General features: G+C 40.8%; 19 protein-coding genes, 1 tRNA gene and 1 pseudogene. 10 read left to right on the forward strand and 11 right to left on the reverse strand.

Translation table 11 applies throughout. The features are described from left to right. Positions 1–4: 4 nt before the first annotated feature. From ACE1B6_RS12160 to ACE1B6_RS12190, 7 genes are all read right to left on the reverse strand, one after another. Positions 5–169, reverse strand: coding sequence for a hypothetical protein (locus tag ACE1B6_RS12160; RefSeq protein ID WP_413257497.1), 165 nt, complete (start codon positions 167–169; stop codon positions 5–7). Beyond that, the gene (locus tag ACE1B6_RS12165) at positions 141–2,009 is read right to left on the reverse strand and encodes an asparagine synthase-related protein (protein WP_413257498.1); all 1,869 of its coding nucleotides are present in this window, start codon (positions 2,007–2,009) and stop codon (positions 141–143) included. Before ACE1B6_RS12165 ends, ACE1B6_RS12160 begins: the two co-directional genes overlap by 29 nt. Next, on the reverse strand, positions 2,006–2,473 hold the full coding sequence (locus ACE1B6_RS12170; RefSeq protein WP_413257499.1) for a lasso peptide biosynthesis B2 protein: 468 nt from the start codon (positions 2,471–2,473) through the stop codon (positions 2,006–2,008). Before ACE1B6_RS12170 ends, ACE1B6_RS12165 begins: the two co-directional genes overlap by 4 nt. Beyond that, on the reverse strand, positions 2,460–2,741 hold the full coding sequence (locus ACE1B6_RS12175) for a PqqD family protein (RefSeq protein WP_413257500.1): 282 nt from the start codon (positions 2,739–2,741) through the stop codon (positions 2,460–2,462). Before ACE1B6_RS12175 ends, ACE1B6_RS12170 begins: the two co-directional genes overlap by 14 nt. Positions 2,742–2,953: 212 nt before the next feature. Further along, complete coding sequence (locus tag ACE1B6_RS12180) at positions 2,954–3,406, reverse strand: ferredoxin (RefSeq protein ID WP_413257501.1); 453 nt, start codon at positions 3,404–3,406, stop codon at positions 2,954–2,956. After that, positions 3,406–3,792: a DUF1257 domain-containing protein gene (locus tag ACE1B6_RS12185; protein WP_413257502.1), complete on the reverse strand. Its 387-nt coding sequence runs from the start codon at positions 3,790–3,792 to the stop codon at positions 3,406–3,408. The genes ACE1B6_RS12180 and ACE1B6_RS12185 overlap by 1 nt, the downstream gene beginning before the upstream one ends. Before the next feature lie 44 nt (positions 3,793–3,836). Then, on the reverse strand, positions 3,837–4,046 hold the full coding sequence (locus ACE1B6_RS12190; protein ID WP_413257503.1) for a DUF2997 domain-containing protein: 210 nt from the start codon (positions 4,044–4,046) through the stop codon (positions 3,837–3,839). Positions 4,047–4,498: 452 nt separating this feature from the next. On the opposite strand from ACE1B6_RS12190, the gene bioU reads away from it, so the two are divergent. Further along, the gene (gene bioU, locus ACE1B6_RS12195) at positions 4,499–5,503 is read left to right on the forward strand and encodes a (S)-8-amino-7-oxononanoate synthase BioU (RefSeq protein ID WP_413257504.1); all 1,005 of its coding nucleotides are present in this window, start codon (positions 4,499–4,501) and stop codon (positions 5,501–5,503) included. A gap of 58 nt (positions 5,504–5,561) precedes the next feature. Here bioU and ACE1B6_RS12200 read toward each other — a convergent pair whose 3' ends face one another. Next, entirely contained in the window at positions 5,562–6,194 is a 633-nt protein-coding gene (locus ACE1B6_RS12200; protein ID WP_413257505.1) for a metal-binding protein, read from the reverse strand. Positions 6,195–6,235: 41 nt separating this feature from the next. On the opposite strand from ACE1B6_RS12200, the gene ACE1B6_RS12205 reads away from it, so the two are divergent. Then, positions 6,236–6,308: transfer RNA gene (locus ACE1B6_RS12205), tRNA-Val, on the forward strand. A 50-nt stretch (positions 6,309–6,358) separates the two neighbouring features. On the opposite strand, the gene ACE1B6_RS12210 is transcribed toward ACE1B6_RS12205, so the two are convergent. Then, the gene (locus tag ACE1B6_RS12210) at positions 6,359–6,592 is read right to left on the reverse strand and encodes a hypothetical protein (RefSeq protein ID WP_413257506.1); all 234 of its coding nucleotides are present in this window, start codon (positions 6,590–6,592) and stop codon (positions 6,359–6,361) included. A gap of 233 nt (positions 6,593–6,825) precedes the next feature. Here ACE1B6_RS12210 and ACE1B6_RS12215 point away from each other — a divergent pair, with 233 nt between their 5' ends. From ACE1B6_RS12215 to ACE1B6_RS12235, 5 genes are all read left to right on the forward strand, one after another. Continuing rightward, the gene (locus ACE1B6_RS12215) at positions 6,826–9,558 is read left to right on the forward strand and encodes a tetratricopeptide repeat protein (protein WP_413257507.1); all 2,733 of its coding nucleotides are present in this window, start codon (positions 6,826–6,828) and stop codon (positions 9,556–9,558) included. A gap of 110 nt (positions 9,559–9,668) precedes the next feature. Further along, on the forward strand, positions 9,669–10,319 hold the full coding sequence (locus ACE1B6_RS12220; RefSeq protein ID WP_413257508.1) for a Uma2 family endonuclease: 651 nt from the start codon (positions 9,669–9,671) through the stop codon (positions 10,317–10,319). Positions 10,320–10,330: 11 nt separating this feature from the next. After that, positions 10,331–10,840: a DUF29 family protein gene (locus tag ACE1B6_RS12225; RefSeq protein WP_413257509.1), complete on the forward strand. Its 510-nt coding sequence runs from the start codon at positions 10,331–10,333 to the stop codon at positions 10,838–10,840. A 56-nt stretch (positions 10,841–10,896) separates the two neighbouring features. Further along, positions 10,897–11,535, forward strand: a complete 639-nt coding sequence (locus ACE1B6_RS12230; RefSeq protein WP_413257510.1) for a Uma2 family endonuclease — start codon at positions 10,897–10,899, stop codon at positions 11,533–11,535. A 24-nt stretch (positions 11,536–11,559) separates the two neighbouring features. Then, on the forward strand, positions 11,560–12,174 hold the full coding sequence (locus tag ACE1B6_RS12235) for a Uma2 family endonuclease (protein WP_413257511.1): 615 nt from the start codon (positions 11,560–11,562) through the stop codon (positions 12,172–12,174). Positions 12,175–12,192: 18 nt separating this feature from the next. Here ACE1B6_RS12235 and ACE1B6_RS12240 read toward each other — a convergent pair whose 3' ends face one another. Further along, positions 12,193–12,999: an alpha/beta fold hydrolase gene (locus ACE1B6_RS12240; protein ID WP_413257512.1), complete on the reverse strand. Its 807-nt coding sequence runs from the start codon at positions 12,997–12,999 to the stop codon at positions 12,193–12,195. Between the two features lie 180 nt (positions 13,000–13,179). Further along, complete coding sequence (locus tag ACE1B6_RS12245; RefSeq protein ID WP_413257513.1) at positions 13,180–14,037, reverse strand: NAD(P)-dependent oxidoreductase; 858 nt, start codon at positions 14,035–14,037, stop codon at positions 13,180–13,182. Positions 14,038–14,221: 184 nt separating this feature from the next. On the opposite strand from ACE1B6_RS12245, the gene ACE1B6_RS12250 reads away from it, so the two are divergent. The 3 genes and pseudogenes from ACE1B6_RS12250 to ACE1B6_RS12260 all read left to right on the forward strand — a co-directional run. After that, on the forward strand, positions 14,222–14,530 hold the full coding sequence (locus ACE1B6_RS12250; protein WP_413257514.1) for a DUF5132 domain-containing protein: 309 nt from the start codon (positions 14,222–14,224) through the stop codon (positions 14,528–14,530). A gap of 36 nt (positions 14,531–14,566) precedes the next feature. Next, a complete protein-coding gene (locus tag ACE1B6_RS12255; RefSeq protein ID WP_413257515.1) occupies positions 14,567–15,082 on the forward strand; it encodes an HMA2 domain-containing protein in 516 nt (171 codons plus the stop codon). A gap of 701 nt (positions 15,083–15,783) precedes the next feature. Continuing rightward, a pseudogene (locus ACE1B6_RS12260) lies at positions 15,784–18,054 on the forward strand (heavy metal translocating P-type ATPase); the annotation flags it as partial. Positions 18,055–18,566: the final 512 nt, after the last annotated feature.

Raw genomic sequence — 18,566 nt, forward strand, 5'->3', positions numbered from 1 at the left:
TTAATTAAGTACCACCAGAACTTCTACCAGCCACAGGTGGATTTGTTCTAGGACTATCAAAAGCAGGTGCGTCTTGTCCTCCCCTAGTCAGTTGGCGAATGTCACCATAGCAAACTAATTTAGGGCTGGAATAGTCTTTTTTAGTGAAGTTTTCCTGATGAGATTTCATAATAATCCTCCGTTACTGATTTCATTTTGACAGGTTTTAGTTGTTGTAACCAATGAGCCAAACTTAAGGGACGCAAATTTAGCCAAACTTCATTACTATAATCCTCCTTTTCCGCAATTTTGGGTACAGCATCTCGAACCACATATTTAGACATCTCTGGTGTTATTTTCCACCGATCTATCCATTCTGAATTCGATTGTTTTAAAAGTACCGCAAAAGGATCGCCAGCTAAAGGTGTTTTGGGACGTTTGACTACAGCTTCCGGCAAAATTCCCTGCATCGCTACCCTTGTCAAATGTTTATGAATAAACCAAGGTATCGGGGGAATTGCCAACAAGTAATTAATCAACCGTAAATCGAAAAATGGATATCGAGCCTCCACAGGTATTAATGTTACTCCCGGATCGCAACTTTCAAACAATAATGTCCAGGTAGGTAACATTAAAGTTTGGTAAGCTTCTTGACGATATGGATGCACCGTTTCCTTTTGGCAATAGTGCTTTTCCCAACGACTAGATAAATCTAAATGCTTAGCAAATTCAGGGTTAAGCCATTGCGGATAGGGAGGTTGCCAAGGATGCCACATTCCTAACTTTCGCTTTAGTTGAGTGCGTAACCCAATGGGAGGGAAACGTTTGTGAAACCAGAAATACTGCCCCACAGTTGTTACTAATTCAACTAATTGTAGTTGCTTGAGCAACATAAAAAAGTAGGAACTTGAACCATAGAGAACTGGATCGCCTCCGTTACCATCAAGCACAATTCGGCTTTGTGTGGCTACTTGTCGGAATTGATCCCTAGAAAGGGCTAAAAGAGGAGCCAAACTTGGTTCGGGTAGATGCAGTTCGGGTTGTTCCCAACGCTCAAAAAGTTTGTAATTATCAGCAATTAAGTAGTTAATTGGAATGTCCAATTTTTCGGCTACTAATCCTGAATAGTAACGTTCGCGATCGGGAATTAACCTATCATAAACAACAGTATAAGCTCTAAAATCAAAAGATTGAGATTGTTTTAACAATACTTCTTTTGCCACCGCTGCCACAGTTGAGGAGTCCATTCCTCCACTCATGAACGTTCCAACTTGATTGGTGCGAAGTCGATCGCTCACCGCCCTTTCCATCAATTCTCGGAAATGTTCTACATAATCACTTGCTCGTTTATAGCGAATATAACCATCAGTGGGCAATGTCCAGTAACGTTTAATTTGTAGTCTTTCCCGTGACCAAATCAAGTAATGCGCTGGCGGTAAACGTTGGATATCTGCAAAACTAGTTGTCGCCAGTTCTTGATTATAACCAAATAGTAAAAAATCTGCGATCGCCAAATCATTCAACTCATCCGACACCCCCGGATGAACTCGCAAACAATTCAGCGTATTACTAAAAATTAAACTCTGCCCAACTTCCGCATAATAAAAAGGTTTTACCCCGAAATGATCTCTAGCACAAAATAACTTTTGCTCTCGTTCATCCCAAATCCCAAAAGCAAAATCACCTAACAAATATTGAACGCAATCTTCCCCCCAAACCAAATAAGCACGCAGAATCAATTCTACATCGGTAATGTTATCTTTAATCCTTAACTTTTCAATTAACTCGCTTCGACCATCAACTCTAGCATCAGCAGTAATCCAAACTTTCCCATCTAAACTAAAAGGTTGTTTTTCCTCTAAAGACTCTCTAGTAGTTTGCAGCATTGTATGACCAAAACCCACATTGCCATCCAGCCAAATTTCTTGAGCATCTGGCCCCCGATCGCTCATAAATTCGGTCATTTGCTGCAACAAATCCCGGTCAATTGCGGTTTCATTGCGGTTAATAATTCCCACAATACCACTCATAATGTTTTTACCTCAACTGGCAGAATTGCCCCAGCAAAAGGTGCAAAAACTTGGTCAACATCGCTGCGATCGTTCAAAACACAACCTTGATATTCTACCCAAGCATGAGCTTCTAAAACTTCTGCTTTTTTCCTCACCCCAATTCGCAATTCAGTTACTATATTTCGCTGCTGCAATAACCACCAAAGCAGCAAAGATTTCTGTAAACAATTAGGTTTGTATAATCCATATCTGCTAGCAACTTCTATGATTTTAGCGATCGCCCTAGCTTGCTTAATACCATCTTTTTTTTCTACCTGAGTTTGACTAAAGCTAAAATTAGCAATTTTCTCATACAACCGTCTAAACCCAAAACATTTAATCCCAAAAGCTACCAATGGCAGTAACAAAAATGCCTGGATCAGCAATATCAGTTCTGACCAAGAAAGTGATTTTAACTTACGCCAACTATTAATTGCTAACATTAATTAACCCATGCTGTACCAGTTGTTCGAGCAAATTAGACAAATCAGTTTCTAGCTTCTCAGGAACTACATTATATTCTGATAGTAGAGTTTGATAGGCTGCGGCGATCGTTTCCGAACTAGAAAGCACCTCCCAGATCCGAGTCCCCACCCGATCCAAACCAAAGTAACGTTCGCTCTTCAGATTTAGAATCACTGACTCCCCATCCAATTCCCGAATTAAAACATCTTCCGGTACAGAAACTCGCATTTCAAAACTAATACCCATTTGATTTTAGATTTTGGATTTTAGAGTTTAGATTTTAGACTTTACTATTTCCAAAAATATCTTATACCAAATTCCTAAAAAGCTGCTGGCAATAGGAAAACTTTCCCCCTTCCCCCTTTCTTCTCCTCTGCCTTCTGCTTTCAACAAAAAAGGCTGCTCAAAACAGCCCTAATTACTATATTCTGCAACCAAGAAAGCAGGAGAAACAAAGTTTAGTGCTTTTTTGACCTGCGCTTTTGTTGACGGCTTTTGGCTGTAACCATTGCCGGATCTACTGGGAACCCTACCATTGGAATAACCTGGTATTGGCGTTCTGCTTCCAGTTTTTTCAACTCTGTGTAGTCTACCCAGTGGATACAATCGACAGGACAGGTATCAATTGCTTCTTGAACCAACTCTTCCGAGTCGCCATCCTGTCGCACCACTCGCGATCGACCATAATCAGGTTCTATATAGAAGGTATTACGGGCAACGTGAGCACAATGCTTACAACCGATGCAGGTAACTTCATCTACATAAACACCCTTTTGCCGGACTGAACCACCAAGTTCTGGCTCAAAACCAGAGCGTTCGGGTTCATCTCTTAAAAAACCACCTAACTCTGGTTCTAGACCCGATCGAGCTACGCCGTCATTATCTCCTAAACCGGGAGAAAAGTCGGACATTAGCCCCTCCAACGTTGTACTACTAAGCGAATCGAACCATCTTCATTTTTTTGTTGTTCGGCAACTTGGAAACCTTGCTTAGCGGTTTCACTCAACACAGTTTGGAAAGCATAACGCTGAGTGATTTTATTTAAAAATCGATCTACAGTGATAGGTTGCTGCCAATACTGTAAGTCGGCAACTAATTCATATTCGTTGCCATTCCATCTAAAGCCAATGTCGTAACCATTTTCCTGTTCGATCGCAATCTCAGCATTAATACTTTGACCGCGATAACCACGCACTGGACAAGGGCCTGGTTTCCAATCAATCCCTAAATCTGTCAAAGCAGTTTCCAGGGAAGCAAGGTTACGGAGTTGAGTTTTAATTTGGCTAAAGTGTGACATAGTTTCTGATGATTAAAACAAACTAAAATTTTCGGAAAAACAACTTACCATTCACTAAACGTCGCCTGGGTTGTTGCTGTGTTTGATTGTTCTAATACTTGAGCAAAATATTCAGAAGTTTCCTCCTGACTAAGCACTTGTCCAAGTTGAGCTTCAATCGCAGCAGTAACCTCAGCACAGGAATTCCCTACGATGCCAGTAACTTTTTCTTTTACTCGCCCATCGGGATAAATGATAAACTCTAGTGTTTCCATGCTCTTGGTTGTCACCTACATACTCATTGAACTCAGCGATGCACTTATAAAGTGCGATCGCAGCTTCTCGATCGAGATGCTAACAATATTGTCTTTAACTCACTTTACCTAAATAGGCAAATCGAATCAAAGCGCAACACAACTTATTATTTATGCGATTAATCCCTCAATTATTTGTCAGTTTCGCTTAACTTGCCCCAGCAGTCAAGATACCCCCGGACAGACCTCACAGCTTAACAAAGCTTGATACTTCTCTTCCTATTAGTACTGTCGTTGCCCCCCTCATTTGTTTATCCCCTATATATAGTGTCTTTATTTAAAGACCTACACTAAATATGCAATAAGATTTGTAACATAGACAACGAACAAGATATTAATAAAATTTTTCAATAACTCTGAGCTAGGCTAAATAGTTCGATAATTAAAGATCGTCTTTAAATTTAAGGTTAAGAATGATGAATCTACAACAACTCACAAGTCCAATTCGTGTAGGAGTACTGGGTTTTGGTGGGTTAGGACAAGCCGCAGCCAGAATACTAGCGCCCAAGCAGGAAATGATTTGGGTAGCAGCAGCGGACAAAAAAGGTTATGCTTACGACCCTAGAGGCTTAAATCCCGATACCTGCATCACCGCTTATCAAGCCCAAGGTTCTCTCGGTTACATAGAAGCAGGCGGTACTTTAAGCAACCAAAGCATTACTGACTTAATCAGCCAAGCAGATGTAAACGGGTACTTTCTCGCCTTACCTAATCTACCCAATACTTTTATGGCTTCTGTAGTGCAGGAAATCATTAAATCTGGTTGGCGCGGAGTTTTGGTAGATGCTCTCAAGCGTACCAGCGCAGTTGAGCAAATGCTGCAATTAAAAGATAGTTTACAAGCCGCAGGAATTACTTACATGGCTGGATGTGGTGCAACTCCAGGTTTGTTAACCGCAGCAGCAGCCTTAGCAGCACAAAGTTATGCCGAGATTCACTCAGTAAAAATTACCTTTGGTGTAGGAATTGCTAATTGGGAAGCTTATCGGGCGACAATTCGCGAAGATATTGCCCATATTCCAGGTTACAACGTAGAGAAAGCAGTAGCCATGAGCGATGCCGAAGTCGAAGCATTATTGGATCGAACTAACGGCATTTTAGCTCTAGAAAATATGGAGCACGCTGACGATATTATGCTGGAACTAGCGGGAATTTGTCCGCGCGATCGCGTCACCGTCGGCGGAGTAGTCGATACCCGCAACCCGAAAAAACCCCTGAGCACCAACGTTCAAATCACAGGTAGAACCTTTGAAGGCAAAATCTCCACCCATACCTTCACTTTAGGCGATGAAACCAGCATGGCAGCCAACGTTTGCGGCCCCGCCTTCGGTTATCTCAAAGCCGGAATAGCCCTAAATCAAAGAGGCATTTACGGCTTATTTACCGCCGCGGAAATTATGCCCCAATTTGTCAAATAAAAGCCCGTTGTAGGGACTTCAGTCCTCCTCTTTGGTGAGGGAACGACTGAAGTCGCTACTACGAACCGCTTCTTTTACTTCGTGTTCTTCGTGTCTTCGTGGTTTGTTTCTCTATTTTTTGTTTGGGGAGTTTAGTAGCCGATCGCTTTTTCCCACGAGAAGACTGTGACAAAGCTGCTTGAGACTGACTACTTTTAAAACGCTTCACCGCTGAACCACCCCAGTCAGATAAAGAATGACTCATTGCGCCTAATTCTAATCCCACTAATAGCGCAATTCCTTCGGCTTTATGCTCTGACAGAGAAGCTAAGGCTAATTTAGTACTAGTTTTCCAGTCACTAGTTTGGACTCCAAACAACTCAGCAATGACAATTACCAGTCCCCCTAACAAGATAATCCAAAGGGCGAGGTAGAGCGATCGCAACGCCGTCCCAATAATCGGCCCATGTGATAAAAATGACCTATGGCGCAGACTTTTTTGATAAGGAATCCATATCCAGCGGAAAAAGCCCCAACGCTGGAATTGGCGCGAGTAAATATCTAAATCTGGCCCAAACATCAGCCCGCCAAACAAAAAACCCCCAGAAACTAGCAAGGTGAGAGAACCGCTTTGGGTCTGTCCGAACGTCAGAACAGCCACTACAGGCAAAATAAAAAAAGTTATGCGATCGTGCGTCCTACCACTTGGCATTTTTTTGAGAGTCTGTTATAGTAGTTAAGCGGGTGAAAAACGGGCGGTTAGCTCAGTTGGTAGAGCGCCTGCCTTACAAGCAGGATGTCACTGGTTCGAGTCCAGTACTGCCCATACTTTACAAGAAAAAGAGGTACAGATTGGCTGTCATTTAAAGTCTGTTTTTACCGCTCCGGCAAACTTATGCCTGAAAACCGGAGCGGCAAAACCATCGCCTCTTTAATTTCTTGACAACACTGCTCAATAGCAGCTAGGTGGCTCATCCGCATATAATTACGGCGTTTCGTGACAATTTGGTGGCATAATTCAGAAAAATGCCTTGAAAGAACTATTCTATTAATTTTCAACTGTTTGGCTATCTCTGTAATTGTTGGTAATGTCTCTTCTGCTTGAGACAAAATGATTCTCAGGGTATTTTCAATATGATTTAAATCTAGCGTCCTGGGAGATGATCGCGTGTTCTTAGAATATTCCATCTCGAATACTTAAGATTAGCGATCGCACCCACCAACTACTTTTGACCACACCGTTAACGAACCGTTAACGAACCCTCAGCCTTCTGCCGTATCCTAGAATAAAGTCACTGGTAATCTAGTGAATTACACCTGATCGATAGGCAAAGGGAGTCCCGATGAAGCGCAAGAATCCAAAAGTCCTCGCCTTGATACTGCAAAGCAGTGTCGTTCTTTCTACTTTACTGTTTTCTCTTGGTCTTGCTAGCGCCCAAACTACTGCACCTACAAGCCCAGCAATTAGCAATTTGGAACGACAAGAACTTAGACGTTTGAGAGAAGAAAGGCGCATTCAACAACAAGTTCAAGCGGAGGCAAATCTTGCTTTCAGTCGGACGACTACGTTATTTAATATTTTGTTGGCTATTTTAGGTTTACTTTTGACTGCTTCTTTGGTGGCAATTTTCCTGTTGCGGCGATCGGTATTGCGAGAGGTGGGAGTTGTTGTTAAAGAACATCTTAGTGGGTTGAAAGATTTAGAATTGAAATTGGCTAGTGCTAGTCAAGAAGTACAAAATATTCTGTTAGTTGCAGCGAATTTAGAGAAGAAGCTGAACGAACAAGTTGATGAGTTTCAAGAGGAAATTGACGATCGCTACGAAGATGTATCGCACATTTCGGCGGAGTTGTCCCAGTCTAAAAAACAAGCTTTAAAGGAATTGGAAACGCAACTTAAAGATGCTCAATTAGCTTTGGTAGAAGTTAGTAATGAGTTTAAGGTGCATTTGGTGGAATTGCGATCGGACGCACAACACCAAAGAAATTCAGCTATTGAAAGTTTGGAAAGATTAGCTGGGGAATTAACTCCCCATTTGGAGAAGGTAAAAGCTGATACTGAAGAACAAGGGAAAGGGATAATTCATACTCTAGAAAAATCCAAAACTGATTTTGGTGCTCAGTTAAATATTTTGTTGGCAGATGTGCAGAAACAACGGGATTTAATGACGCAAGATTTGCAAAAGTTGAGTGCTGAGTTTGCGCCGTTGCTTTCTCAATTGAAGACAGATGTTAAATCTCAAAAAGATACAACAATTCAACATTTGCAACAGGCGGAAACGGATTTTGATAATCAATTAGCGGCGTTACATTCGGATACGCAACAGTCACGCGATCGCATTCTGCAAAACCTCAAACAATTAGAATCAGAATTTTCTCCCCAAATTTTGGCAATTCAAGCTAATGCAGAACAAAAAGCTAAGGAACTGCATGATTCAACTATGCAGCTAATGGAAAAATTAACTGGGGATATGACTAGAGAATTGACTAATTATAAGTCCGAAATTCAAATGCAGATGGGTCAGATTCTCCAGAATTTACAAAGTTTGGAAAAAGAGTTTACTGCACAGGTGGCAGATTGGCGATCGGGAATTGACACTAACAAAGAACAAACTTTGCAAAGTCTGCAAGGTTTAGATACAGAAGTGAAAAATCAGTTATCTAAATTACAGTCAGGAATTACCAGCAAACAAGCCGAAACTCAACAGGTTTTAGCGCAATTAAACGGCGAAATTAAAAACCAGTTAACTCAGTTACAAGCGGAAATTCAAAAACAACAAAGTGCTAGTCAATCTAATTTACAAAGATTAGATGCAGCAGTAAAAAATCAATTATCTCAACTGGAAAAAGCAGTTAAACAGCAACAAGAATCTAGCCAAAGTCATCTAGAAGAATTAGCGAAAGAAGCTGCTAAGTTTGTATCGCAATTCCAGACAGAAATTCAAGCGAAAAAAGAACAAGTAATGCAGCATTTGGGAGAATCAGAACATTCTGTATCGCACAAACTGAGCGAAATTGAATCAGATGCAACAACGCAAAAAGCTCATATTTTGCAAAGATTAGCTGATACTTCATCAGATGCGATCGCCCAAACACTAATCCCCGAAACTCATCACCAACTGCAAACTTTAAACGAACAAATCCAAAAATTGAAAGCTAATCATCCTGACTTGTTCTTATCACCAGATGATTACTTCGATCGAGGTAATGCTTTGTTCGCTGAAGGTGAATATGAAGAAGCTATTTCTAAATACGATCGCGCGATCGAATACACAACTGATAACACTCAAGCTTGGTATCAGAAAGGTTTAGCTTATTGGGAGTTGAAGAAGTACGAACAAGCGATCGCTTCCTTTGATAAAGTGTTAGAAATTAATCCCGAAGATACCGACAGTTTGTATCATCGCGGTTTAGCTTTGAAGGAATTAAGACGCTTTGAACCTGCATTAGCTATTTTTAATAAAGTAACCCAAGTTGACGAAAATAATTACAAAGCTTGGTTACAAAAAGGCATGGTTTTAGGCAAACTGAAACGCCATGAAGATGCGATCGCAGCTTACGATAAAGCGATTGAAATTAAACCAGATTATCACGAAGCTTGGGTCGATCGAGGAGTCGCTTTAGGAACATTGCAACAACACGAAGAAGCTTTTAAATCATTTGAACAAGCTACCACTTTACAACCTGATAATGCTGTAGCTTGGATCAATCAAGGTTTAGCTTTAGGAGTTTTGGAAAGATACGAAGACGCAGTTTCCGCTTTTGAAAAAGCGATCGAACTAAATCCCGAATCTCACAAAGCTTGGAATTACAAAGGCGAAATGTTGCTGAAATTGGAAAAAACTCAAGAAGCAATAGAAAGCTTTACTCAAGCTACCAAAATTGAGCCAAAATATGCCCCAGCTTACTACAACAAAGCTATCTGTTTTGCATTGCAAGAACAGGTAAAACCAGCAGTAGAAAACTTGGAACAGGCGATTAGAATTAATCCGAAATATCGCCAAGAAGCACAAAGCGATCGCGACTTTCAAGCGATATCAGAGTCCGATCGTTTCTGGCAATTAATCGAAGGTTAATCCCCGAAAGTTTGTTGTAAGGACTTTAGTCCTTTTCGCGGGAAAAAAAGGACTGAACTCCTTACAACGAACAGAAAAGTTAAAGTTTTGAGCAATTAAGGAGAAATTTTATGCAGGTAGCACTTAAGCAGATTGTAGTTTCTTCAGGTCAACAATTACTATTAAAAAATGTAAGTTGGCAGCAATTTCAAGAAATATTAGCAAATTTAGGAGAAAGTCGCAATTCTAGAATTGCTTATAGCCAAGGAGTTTTAGAAATCATGGTGCCTCTACCAGAACACGAAAGTGATAAAGTGATTATTGGCGATTTAGTAAAAGCAATTTTAGAAGAAATAGATATTGAATTTTTAAGTTTAGGCTCAACAACTTTTGAAAATGAACAAATGCTTGCCGCAGTGGAACCAGATGATTGTTTTTATATTCAAAATGAGGCAGCAGTTAGAGGCAAAAAGCGGTTAGATTTAACAGTAGATCCACCTCCAGATTTAGTAATAGAAATTGATATTACATCGAAAACAAAATTGACAAGTTACCAAAATTTAAGAGTTTCCGAACTCTGGCTTTATAACGGACAAAAGCTAGAAATTAATCTCTTACAATCAGGTAAGTACGTTCAATCAAATCAAAGTTTAATTTTTCCTAATTTACCGATTACTGAAGCGATTCCTGAATATCTGGAACGCAGCAAAGTTATTGGTAGGAATGCCACAATGAAGTTATTTAGAGCTTGGTTGAAAACGCAATTGAACAGGATTGATTAAGGAGCAATATTATGGTTCAAGAACTACTAGATTTAAGAGCCAGTATTTTAGCGGGGAGGTATGAAGAGGCTTTAACGCTCATAGATGAATTAGAAGCAATGGGGAAACAAGCCATTATTCGGAATATTGAAAGTTCTTTAATTAGGCTAATAATTCATTTGCTAAAAAATCAAATTGAACAACGGTTAACTAATTCTTGGGCTAATTCCATATCTGATTCGATCGTACAAATTAAAAAACTAAACCTTAAAGACAATAAAACTTCTTATTATATTAATTCAGATGAATGGCAATCTTATTTAGAAGCAGCGATTAAATTAGCAATTCGTCCAGCGAGTTTAGAAATTTTCAATGGACAGCTAAAAGCCAAACAAATTTCCGATCGATTAAATTTATCACAACTTATTACAACAGCAAAAACTATGTTGGATTTGACTTATACTTATGCAGCTGAAGATTTACCAGATCAAATAGATGTAATTTTAGCTGAGTTACCAGGCGGTGAAGATTGGCTAACATAGAAATCTGAATCAAAAGTTTGTTGTGAGGACTTCAATCCTTTAAGTGAGGCAGAAAAATGAGCGTAACTGTTCCCATTAAAACGATCGAACTTACCCCAGGTAGTCACATAACTATCCCTAACCTTTCTTGGCAAGATTTCGAGCAAATTCTGATCGACTTAGGAGAAAAACGCAGGAGTCGCGTGACTTACTTTCAAGGAACTCTAGAAATCATGTCTCCATTAGCTTTGCATGAACGTCCTCACCGCATTATTGCTTACATTCTGACAACAATTCTGGATATACAAGGGCGAAATTGGGAGGATTTTGGATCAACAACTCTAAAACGTCCGCAAATTGCCGGAATTGAACCTGATACTTGCTTTTATATTCAAAATGCTGACAGAATGAAAGGCTGTACTAATTTGGATTTAAAACAGTATCCACCTCCAGACTTAGCAATAGAGGCGGATGTTACTTCTAAAACCACTTTAAATGCTTACGAAGTAATGGGTGTTCCTGAAGTTTGGATTTACCGAAATCAGCAACTAAAAATTTACTTGCTTTCCGATAAAGGCTACACAGAAACATCCATTAGTCCGACTTTTCCCAACTTACCTATAATCGAACTTATTCCTCAATTGGTGCAAAAAGCGATCGATGAAGGAACTAGCAAAATGTTACGCGATCTTAGAACAGAAAACTGGATATTATGAAGCATTACAACTAACAGATAAATCATGATTCAACTATCCCAAAAATCTATAAATTTTGAAAGCTTCATTAGCGAATATGGAGATAATGAGCGATACGAATTGCTTGAGGGAGAATTGATTGAAATGGAACCAACAGGCTCTCATGAACAAGTTGCGGGATTAATCAATTGCGAACTCAACTTTGAAATTCGTCGCCTCAAGTTACCTTATTTGATTCCGCTTCGCTGTTTAATTAAACCTTTAGGAATTGCTTCGGCTTTCCGCCCAGATGTGATAGTTTTAGACAGATTAGCTTTAGAAAATGAACCTTTGTGGCAACGGGAACCGATCGTTACTTTAGGAACAACAATCAAACTTGTAGTTGAAGTTGTCAGCACGAATTGGCAGAATGACTATGCTCGAAAAATGGACGATTATCAAGCTTTGGGAATACCTGAATATTGGATTGTAGATTATTTGGGACTCGGTGGAACTTTCTTTATTGGTTCACCTAAACAGCCTACCATTACCATCTGTCAATTAGAGAATGGCAGCTATAAAATGTCTCAGTTTCGTGATAGGCAAACCTTAGTATCCCCTACCTTTTCGGAATTAGAATTGACAGCAGAACAAGTTTTCAATGCCGGGAAGATTCAGTAGGGTCTTTATTTGGTTAGACTAAACTACAGCTAGGCAAGTCTCGATCGCACCAGCAAACAACTCAGGTGCATCAAGCATCAGCCAATGTCCCGTATCAGGTAACGTAGTTATGGTTAGTGTTGGACGGAGAACGTGAAGGCTGAACGGGAAGTTATTCGACGGCGCAAGTATCGCGTGAGCTTGTGCTCCAGGCGTTGCGAGGTAGCGATCGAGAGCTTCCACCGCTTTAAAAGCAAATAAACCGCGAGACGTTCCCAGCAGTGCAGCCTTTGGAGTTGCGGCAAGTCGGGCAAGTATTTGATCGTGCGTTGCAGATGTGCCCCCTGTGAGTGCGCCACGAAAAGAGTTTTCTAAGGTCGATCGCCAATCCTCAGTTGCAAGTGCTGCTTGGACTGGGGCGATTTCTGCCTCATAAACTTCTGGGGGAAATTGGGTGCAGTCTATCGGTGGATCTACTAATATTAATTGTGCGATCGCATGAGGTTTAGCAGCAGCAGCAGCGAGTACCACGCAAGCACCATAACTATGTCCGACGAGGACGATTTGATCGAGTTTCAGAACTTTTAAAACAGCTAAGAGATCGGTTGCACAGGCGACGGGAGAGTAGTCATCGTCCGCAGGTGGTGTGGATGTACCGTGCCCTCGTAGGTCGATCGCGATCGCCCTTCGAGTCCGCGCCGCATAAGCCAGCTGTGCATCCCAGATATCCGCAGAGCAAGCCATCCCATGCACAAACACTACTGGCAACTGTTTCGATTCCACAGGTGCATCAACTTCCAAGATGTGAATGTTACCGTTGTGAGTAGCGATCGTCTTTGAGTGCATACTGAGTTTTGGGGACTAGGGACTGGGGACTGGGGAATGGGATTCCTGATAAATCAAGCATTTCACGAATTAATTAGGTTTAGCGATCGCTTTCTGCTAAGAAAGAGCCAACCACCTGACAAACTAATCTTAAAGCATTGTCCAACCCAGTCCCCAGTCCCCAGTCCCCAGTCCCCAAACTCAAGGATTCACCGCATTAAATAAAGCCGAATAATCAGCATCAGCTAACCCCATTTCTTGAGCGATTTCTAAAATTTGCCGCACCCCTTCCAAGCTATTAGTATTTAAGTTATTTGACTGCGCTTGCTTCAGGAACAAATTTGTATCTTTGAGCAAATGTTTAGTCGGGAAATTAGGATTAGTAAAATCCCTTTCCAACATTCGCTTTAGTTTCTTGTCGAAGGTCGGTGCATATAAAGCACTTTGGCGTAAAAGTTCCATGAAAGTTTCAACTTCTACACCTTGTTTTTCGACTAAACTTAAACTCAATGCAAAGGCAGTAGTTAGGGAAGCAATTAATTGATTTAGTGCTAATTTAACTGCCGCTGCTGTACCTACTGCGCCAATTAAACGAGGTTCAGAACCGAAGTTTTTTAAGAGATTTGACCATTTAGCAAACTGTTCGGGAGTTGCGCCTACCATGACGATTAATTTACCAGCTTCGGCTTCAGGAATACTGCCTAAAACTGGTGCTTCTAAGTACTCACCTCCAGCTGCAATTACTTGCTTTTCAATCTCTTGGCTTTCTTGGGGAGAAATGGTTCCCATTTGAATGATTGTGCGTCCTTTAATTTGAGATTTAGCACTCTCAGAAAGTAAAGTTTGCTCAATTGCGGCAGCGTTGGCGAGCATTAAAATTATACAATCGGAATTGGCGATCGCACTTTCCGCCGAATCAACCACTTGAGCACCCGCTGCTTTCAATTCCTCCAACTTTGATGCAGTGCGATTGTAAGCGATCGCAGGTATTTTGGCAGACAATAACCTTTGCACCAAAGGCTTACCCATCAACCCAGTTCCCAAAAATCCAACTTTCATCAACTGCTAACCAAATCACAACAACTCAAAATTACATCTTACTGTGACAATTAATTGCATTTATGATCGTTTAATTAAGTCTTATGCCAATAAAGTGATTGCAGATTTATAATAAATATTCTAGTATTTAGTTAAGTGATTCTTAACCTGTTCTTTACCTTAAGGAGGTAGAGGGATGGCCTTGATGGACGACATACTCAAGGGTGTGGCATTGGATGAAGTAATCGGTAGCGGTGGAATTCCCGGTGCTGTAGTAGGTATCGGCGCATTGCTGTTAGCACCAGTATTAATTCCAGTGGTAGCTGGCGCAGGTAAACCTGTAGCCAAGGCTGTAATTAAAGAGGGAATTAAATTTTACGAGAAAGGTAAAGAGTCGTTTGCAGAAGTGGGAGAAGTTTTTGAAGATTTGATCGCTGAAGCTAAAGCCGAACTCGCAGAAGATGAAACTTCCTCAAATAATAATCAACCACAAACAATTATTGTGAGCGACTGAAGTCTCAAAGAGGCTTAATTGCATCTATGACAGGAAATGAAACATACTCATATTGCTAGTAGTACCCCCAACCGAACTAGAGTAAAACTTTCTCAAAAGCGTCGCAATGCTGATGAAATGGCGCGGATTGTTCATGCACTGAAAGAACATCGTCAGATTATTGATATTCGCCCGAATGTTAACACTGGCAGCATTGTAATTTATCATGCTGAAGATGAAGGGAATGCGGAAGATATCCAAGCTATTTTGCAGGATTTAGGCATCATTTTGGGAAAGGTTGCTGATGTACCAATAGTAGAGGGAAAGTCAGAAGTAGCCAAGGATTTAACTCATGCTATTTATGACCTTAACCAAAGAGTTGGACAAGCAAGCGGCGGTTTAGTCGATTTGCGATTCTTGGTACCCGTGGGACTTGGTACGCTAGCAATTCATCAGTTACTCCGTAACGGATGGCAATTTGAAACGGTTCCTTGGTATGTGTTAGCTTGGTACTCTTTCGATAGCTTTATTAAGCTGCATTACACCTCCGATCCAGAACAAAAAAATAGTTAGTCTGATTTTCCTAAGTCCCTTGATTTAGAGATAAATCAGACTCAGCATTTGCTTTTGGCGATCGCATTTTAGCCGATCGCAATCTCTTTTTCACCTCTATTTCCCCATAACAAATTGTTTAGCAATCGCCTCTGTAGAGGTGAATTTCTTATCAACCGAAATTTGGTTAACGAAAGATTAACAAAATGGCTTTCAATGCAAAGAAAAAAGAAATTTGCCATTAAGATTTTCTAAAGTTTAAAGTTTAATTTTGCTCCTTTAAAGGTTGGAGGAATAACATCTGAACCAAAATGACCTATCTCACTGCACAAAACTCTGACAATGCTCTGCAAATCGTCCATAATGTTCCGGGGCGGGTGCGTCTCAAAGCGACTGACAGCAATCAGGTAGAAGCTTTGGAAAAAGTAGCGGAAAAACTCCGCAAACAAGAGGGAATTTACGAAGTTAGAACAAACTTAGCAACCAAAAGTATAGTTGCTACCTTTGACAGCAATACTGTCTCAATGCCAGAGATTTCTAAAATTATTCAGCAGTCGGAAGTAAGGCAACCTTTAGTGTTACTTCCGAAAGAACAGAAACCTGATTTACAGGAAGTTTTGGCATCAGGAGATCTGGCACAACAATATCCGTTGATTGCGCGATCGATCCTCTCCCTAATTGCCGGAATGCTAGCCACCAGAGCATTAGGAGTAACTGGATTAATGTCCTTGCCAGTATTCATGATTACAGACAGAGTAAGTCATGAATTACTAAAATATATTGAGTCAGAATTTCTCACAGAAAAACCAGAGTCAGGAACGCAAAATTCCCCTAATCAACTAAATGGCAAGATAGCAGAACAGCAACAGCTAAGTTATAGCATTGTGCATGAGACTCCGGGGAGAATTCGCTTTCGCATTCCCCTAGTTGCTAAAAATGTAGAATACGCAGAAAAACTTACTCAATTAGCTGAATCAGATCCGAGAGTTACAAAGATTCGGATTAACAAAAATGCGGCATCGGTAGCAATTTCTTATCACGCACCTGAGTTGTCAGCAGCAGCAATTAAAGCGCATTTAGTGCATTTAATTGAGTTAGCAAACGATCCCAATACTTTAGTTAAAATTAATCCTCCTGCCACCACAGAAACAGAAGAGGAAACTAACCCTTGGTCTAATTTAACCTTGCCTGTAGCAACTGCGGCGTTAGTTTTATTAAGTGGGCCAATGGGATTGCCAATTCCGCCAATTGTTACTGGGGGAGCGATCGCACTTTCCACAATACCAGTAGCACAACGCGCCTTAAATAGCATCCTCAACGAACAAAAATTAAACATCGATTTCCTTGACTTTTCTGCGATCGCAATTACCACATTCCAAGGGCAATTTATTAACCCCGCAATCATGTTAATCTTGATTGAACTTGGGGAAGCAATTCGCGAACAAACTGCCCGTTCTTCCAAAAAACAAACCTTAGATTTACTCGATTCTTTGCAACAATTTGTTTGGGTAGAACGCAACGGCGAAAAACAAGAAATTTCCATTCACGATGTCCAAAAAGGCGACACAGTAATCGTTTATCCCGGCGATCAAATACCAGTAGACGGGCAAATTTTGCGGGGTAAAGCATTAATTGACGAACAAAAACTCACAGGCGAATCAATGCCTGTCATGCGAAGGGAAGGACAAACAGTTTACACCTCTACCTTAGTTCGAGAAGGACAACTTTATATTCTCGCCGAACACATTGGCATTGAAACTCGCGCCGGACAAATTATTAAAGTGATGCAGGATGCACCTGTTCACGATACCCGGATCGAAAATTACGCCGCAAAAGTAGCAGATCAAGCTGTTCTTCCCACCCTATTACTATCAGGAATAGTCTTTGGTTTTACCGGAAGTTTAGCCCGTGCAGCTGCCATTTTAACCATTGACTTTGCTACCGGAATTCGTGTTTCTGTACCAACAACTGTATTAGCCGCCTTGACTTATGCGGCAAGAAGAGGCATCCTAATTCGTAGCGGTAGAGCCTTGGAAAAATTAGCTACTGTGGATGCAGTTGTTTTTGATAAAACAGGTACATTAACTAAAGGCGAACCCACCGTTGTTAACGTCGAAACTACCAACGAAAAAATCTCTCGTTTGCAAATTTTAGAACTCGCCGCAGCTGCCGAACAAAGAATCACTCATCCTGTCGCTGTTGCAGTAGTTAAATATGCCCAAGATCGAGGTGCAAGAATTTTACAACGGGGTGAATGGCATTACGAAATTGGTTTAGGAATTCGCGCCGAAATTGACGGACAAAATGTGTTAGTTGGCAGTAATAGCTTCCTACAAAAAGAAGGAATTAGCATCGATATATTGCATGAAAAATACCCCCATCTCGAATCAGGAAGTTGTTCTTTAATTTACGTCGCTAGCAATGGCGAATTGCAAGGCGTAATTGCTTATCGCGATCCTTTACGTACCGAAAGTCGGGATGTAATTAAAGCTTTACGCACTGCTGCGGACATGGATATTCACATTTTGACAGGCGACAACAAACGCACTGCAAAAGTAGTTGCTGGTGAGTTAGGAATTGAGCCAAATAATACTCATGCCGAAGCATTTCCTGAAACCAAAGTTGCGGTTGTTAAATCATTACATGAAGAAGGAAAAACTGTAGCTTTTGTCGGTGATGGAATTAATGATTCTCCGGCACTTGCTTATGCAGATGTTTCCGTTTCTTTCGCTGATGGTTCTGATGTGGCAAGAGAAACCGCAGATGTGGTATTAATGGAAAATAACTTGCGGGGGTTGCCAGAAGCGATCGCGATCGCTCGCCAAGCCTTAGAATTAATTAACCAAAATACCGCCATTGTCGCTGTACCAAATTTGAGTGCTTTAGTCATCGCCGTCTTATTCGGAATTCCGCCACTCGCCGCCACTTTAATTAACAATGGATCGGCAATTGTTGCTGGATTAAATGGTTTACGTCCGCTGCTAACTAGCAACGAAGAAATAGATCAGTTGGCGAATAATTTAGATAACAATCAACAGCCAACAATAGAATCGACAAATGGCAATGGCAAATCTTATCACCTAGAAATCATTCCTCCCAACGGCAATGGTAAACCTCACCATTCTGTAGAGATGAAAGATTTGGAAATCATCTCTAATAATGGCAATGGTAATGGCAAATCTCCCCTTCCCAAAGAACTCAGCTTAGTACATTTAAACGGAAAAACTGAGAATTATCATAATGGTAATTCCGTTGCAATAGCCGAAAAAAATGGCAACTCTCACCTCCATCTTGAGGTAATTAAAACAACTGAATCATTAACAGGTAAAGCTTTAGCAGAACGCTTAAAAGTTAGCGCCAGTACCATCAGTAAAAGAAAGTCACAACCTGACTTTTCCCAATGGTCTAAAACTAAAGATCCTGAAGGAATGACCTGGAAATATTCAGCTAAATCTCAGATGTTTGTGAGTGTTTAGACGTTTTATCCCGCCTGTGAATCAATTCG

This window comes from Floridaenema fluviatile BLCC-F154 (genome assembly GCF_041929135.1).
Lineage (GTDB): Bacteria > Cyanobacteriota > Cyanobacteriia > Cyanobacteriales > Aerosakkonemataceae > Floridanema > Floridanema fluviatile.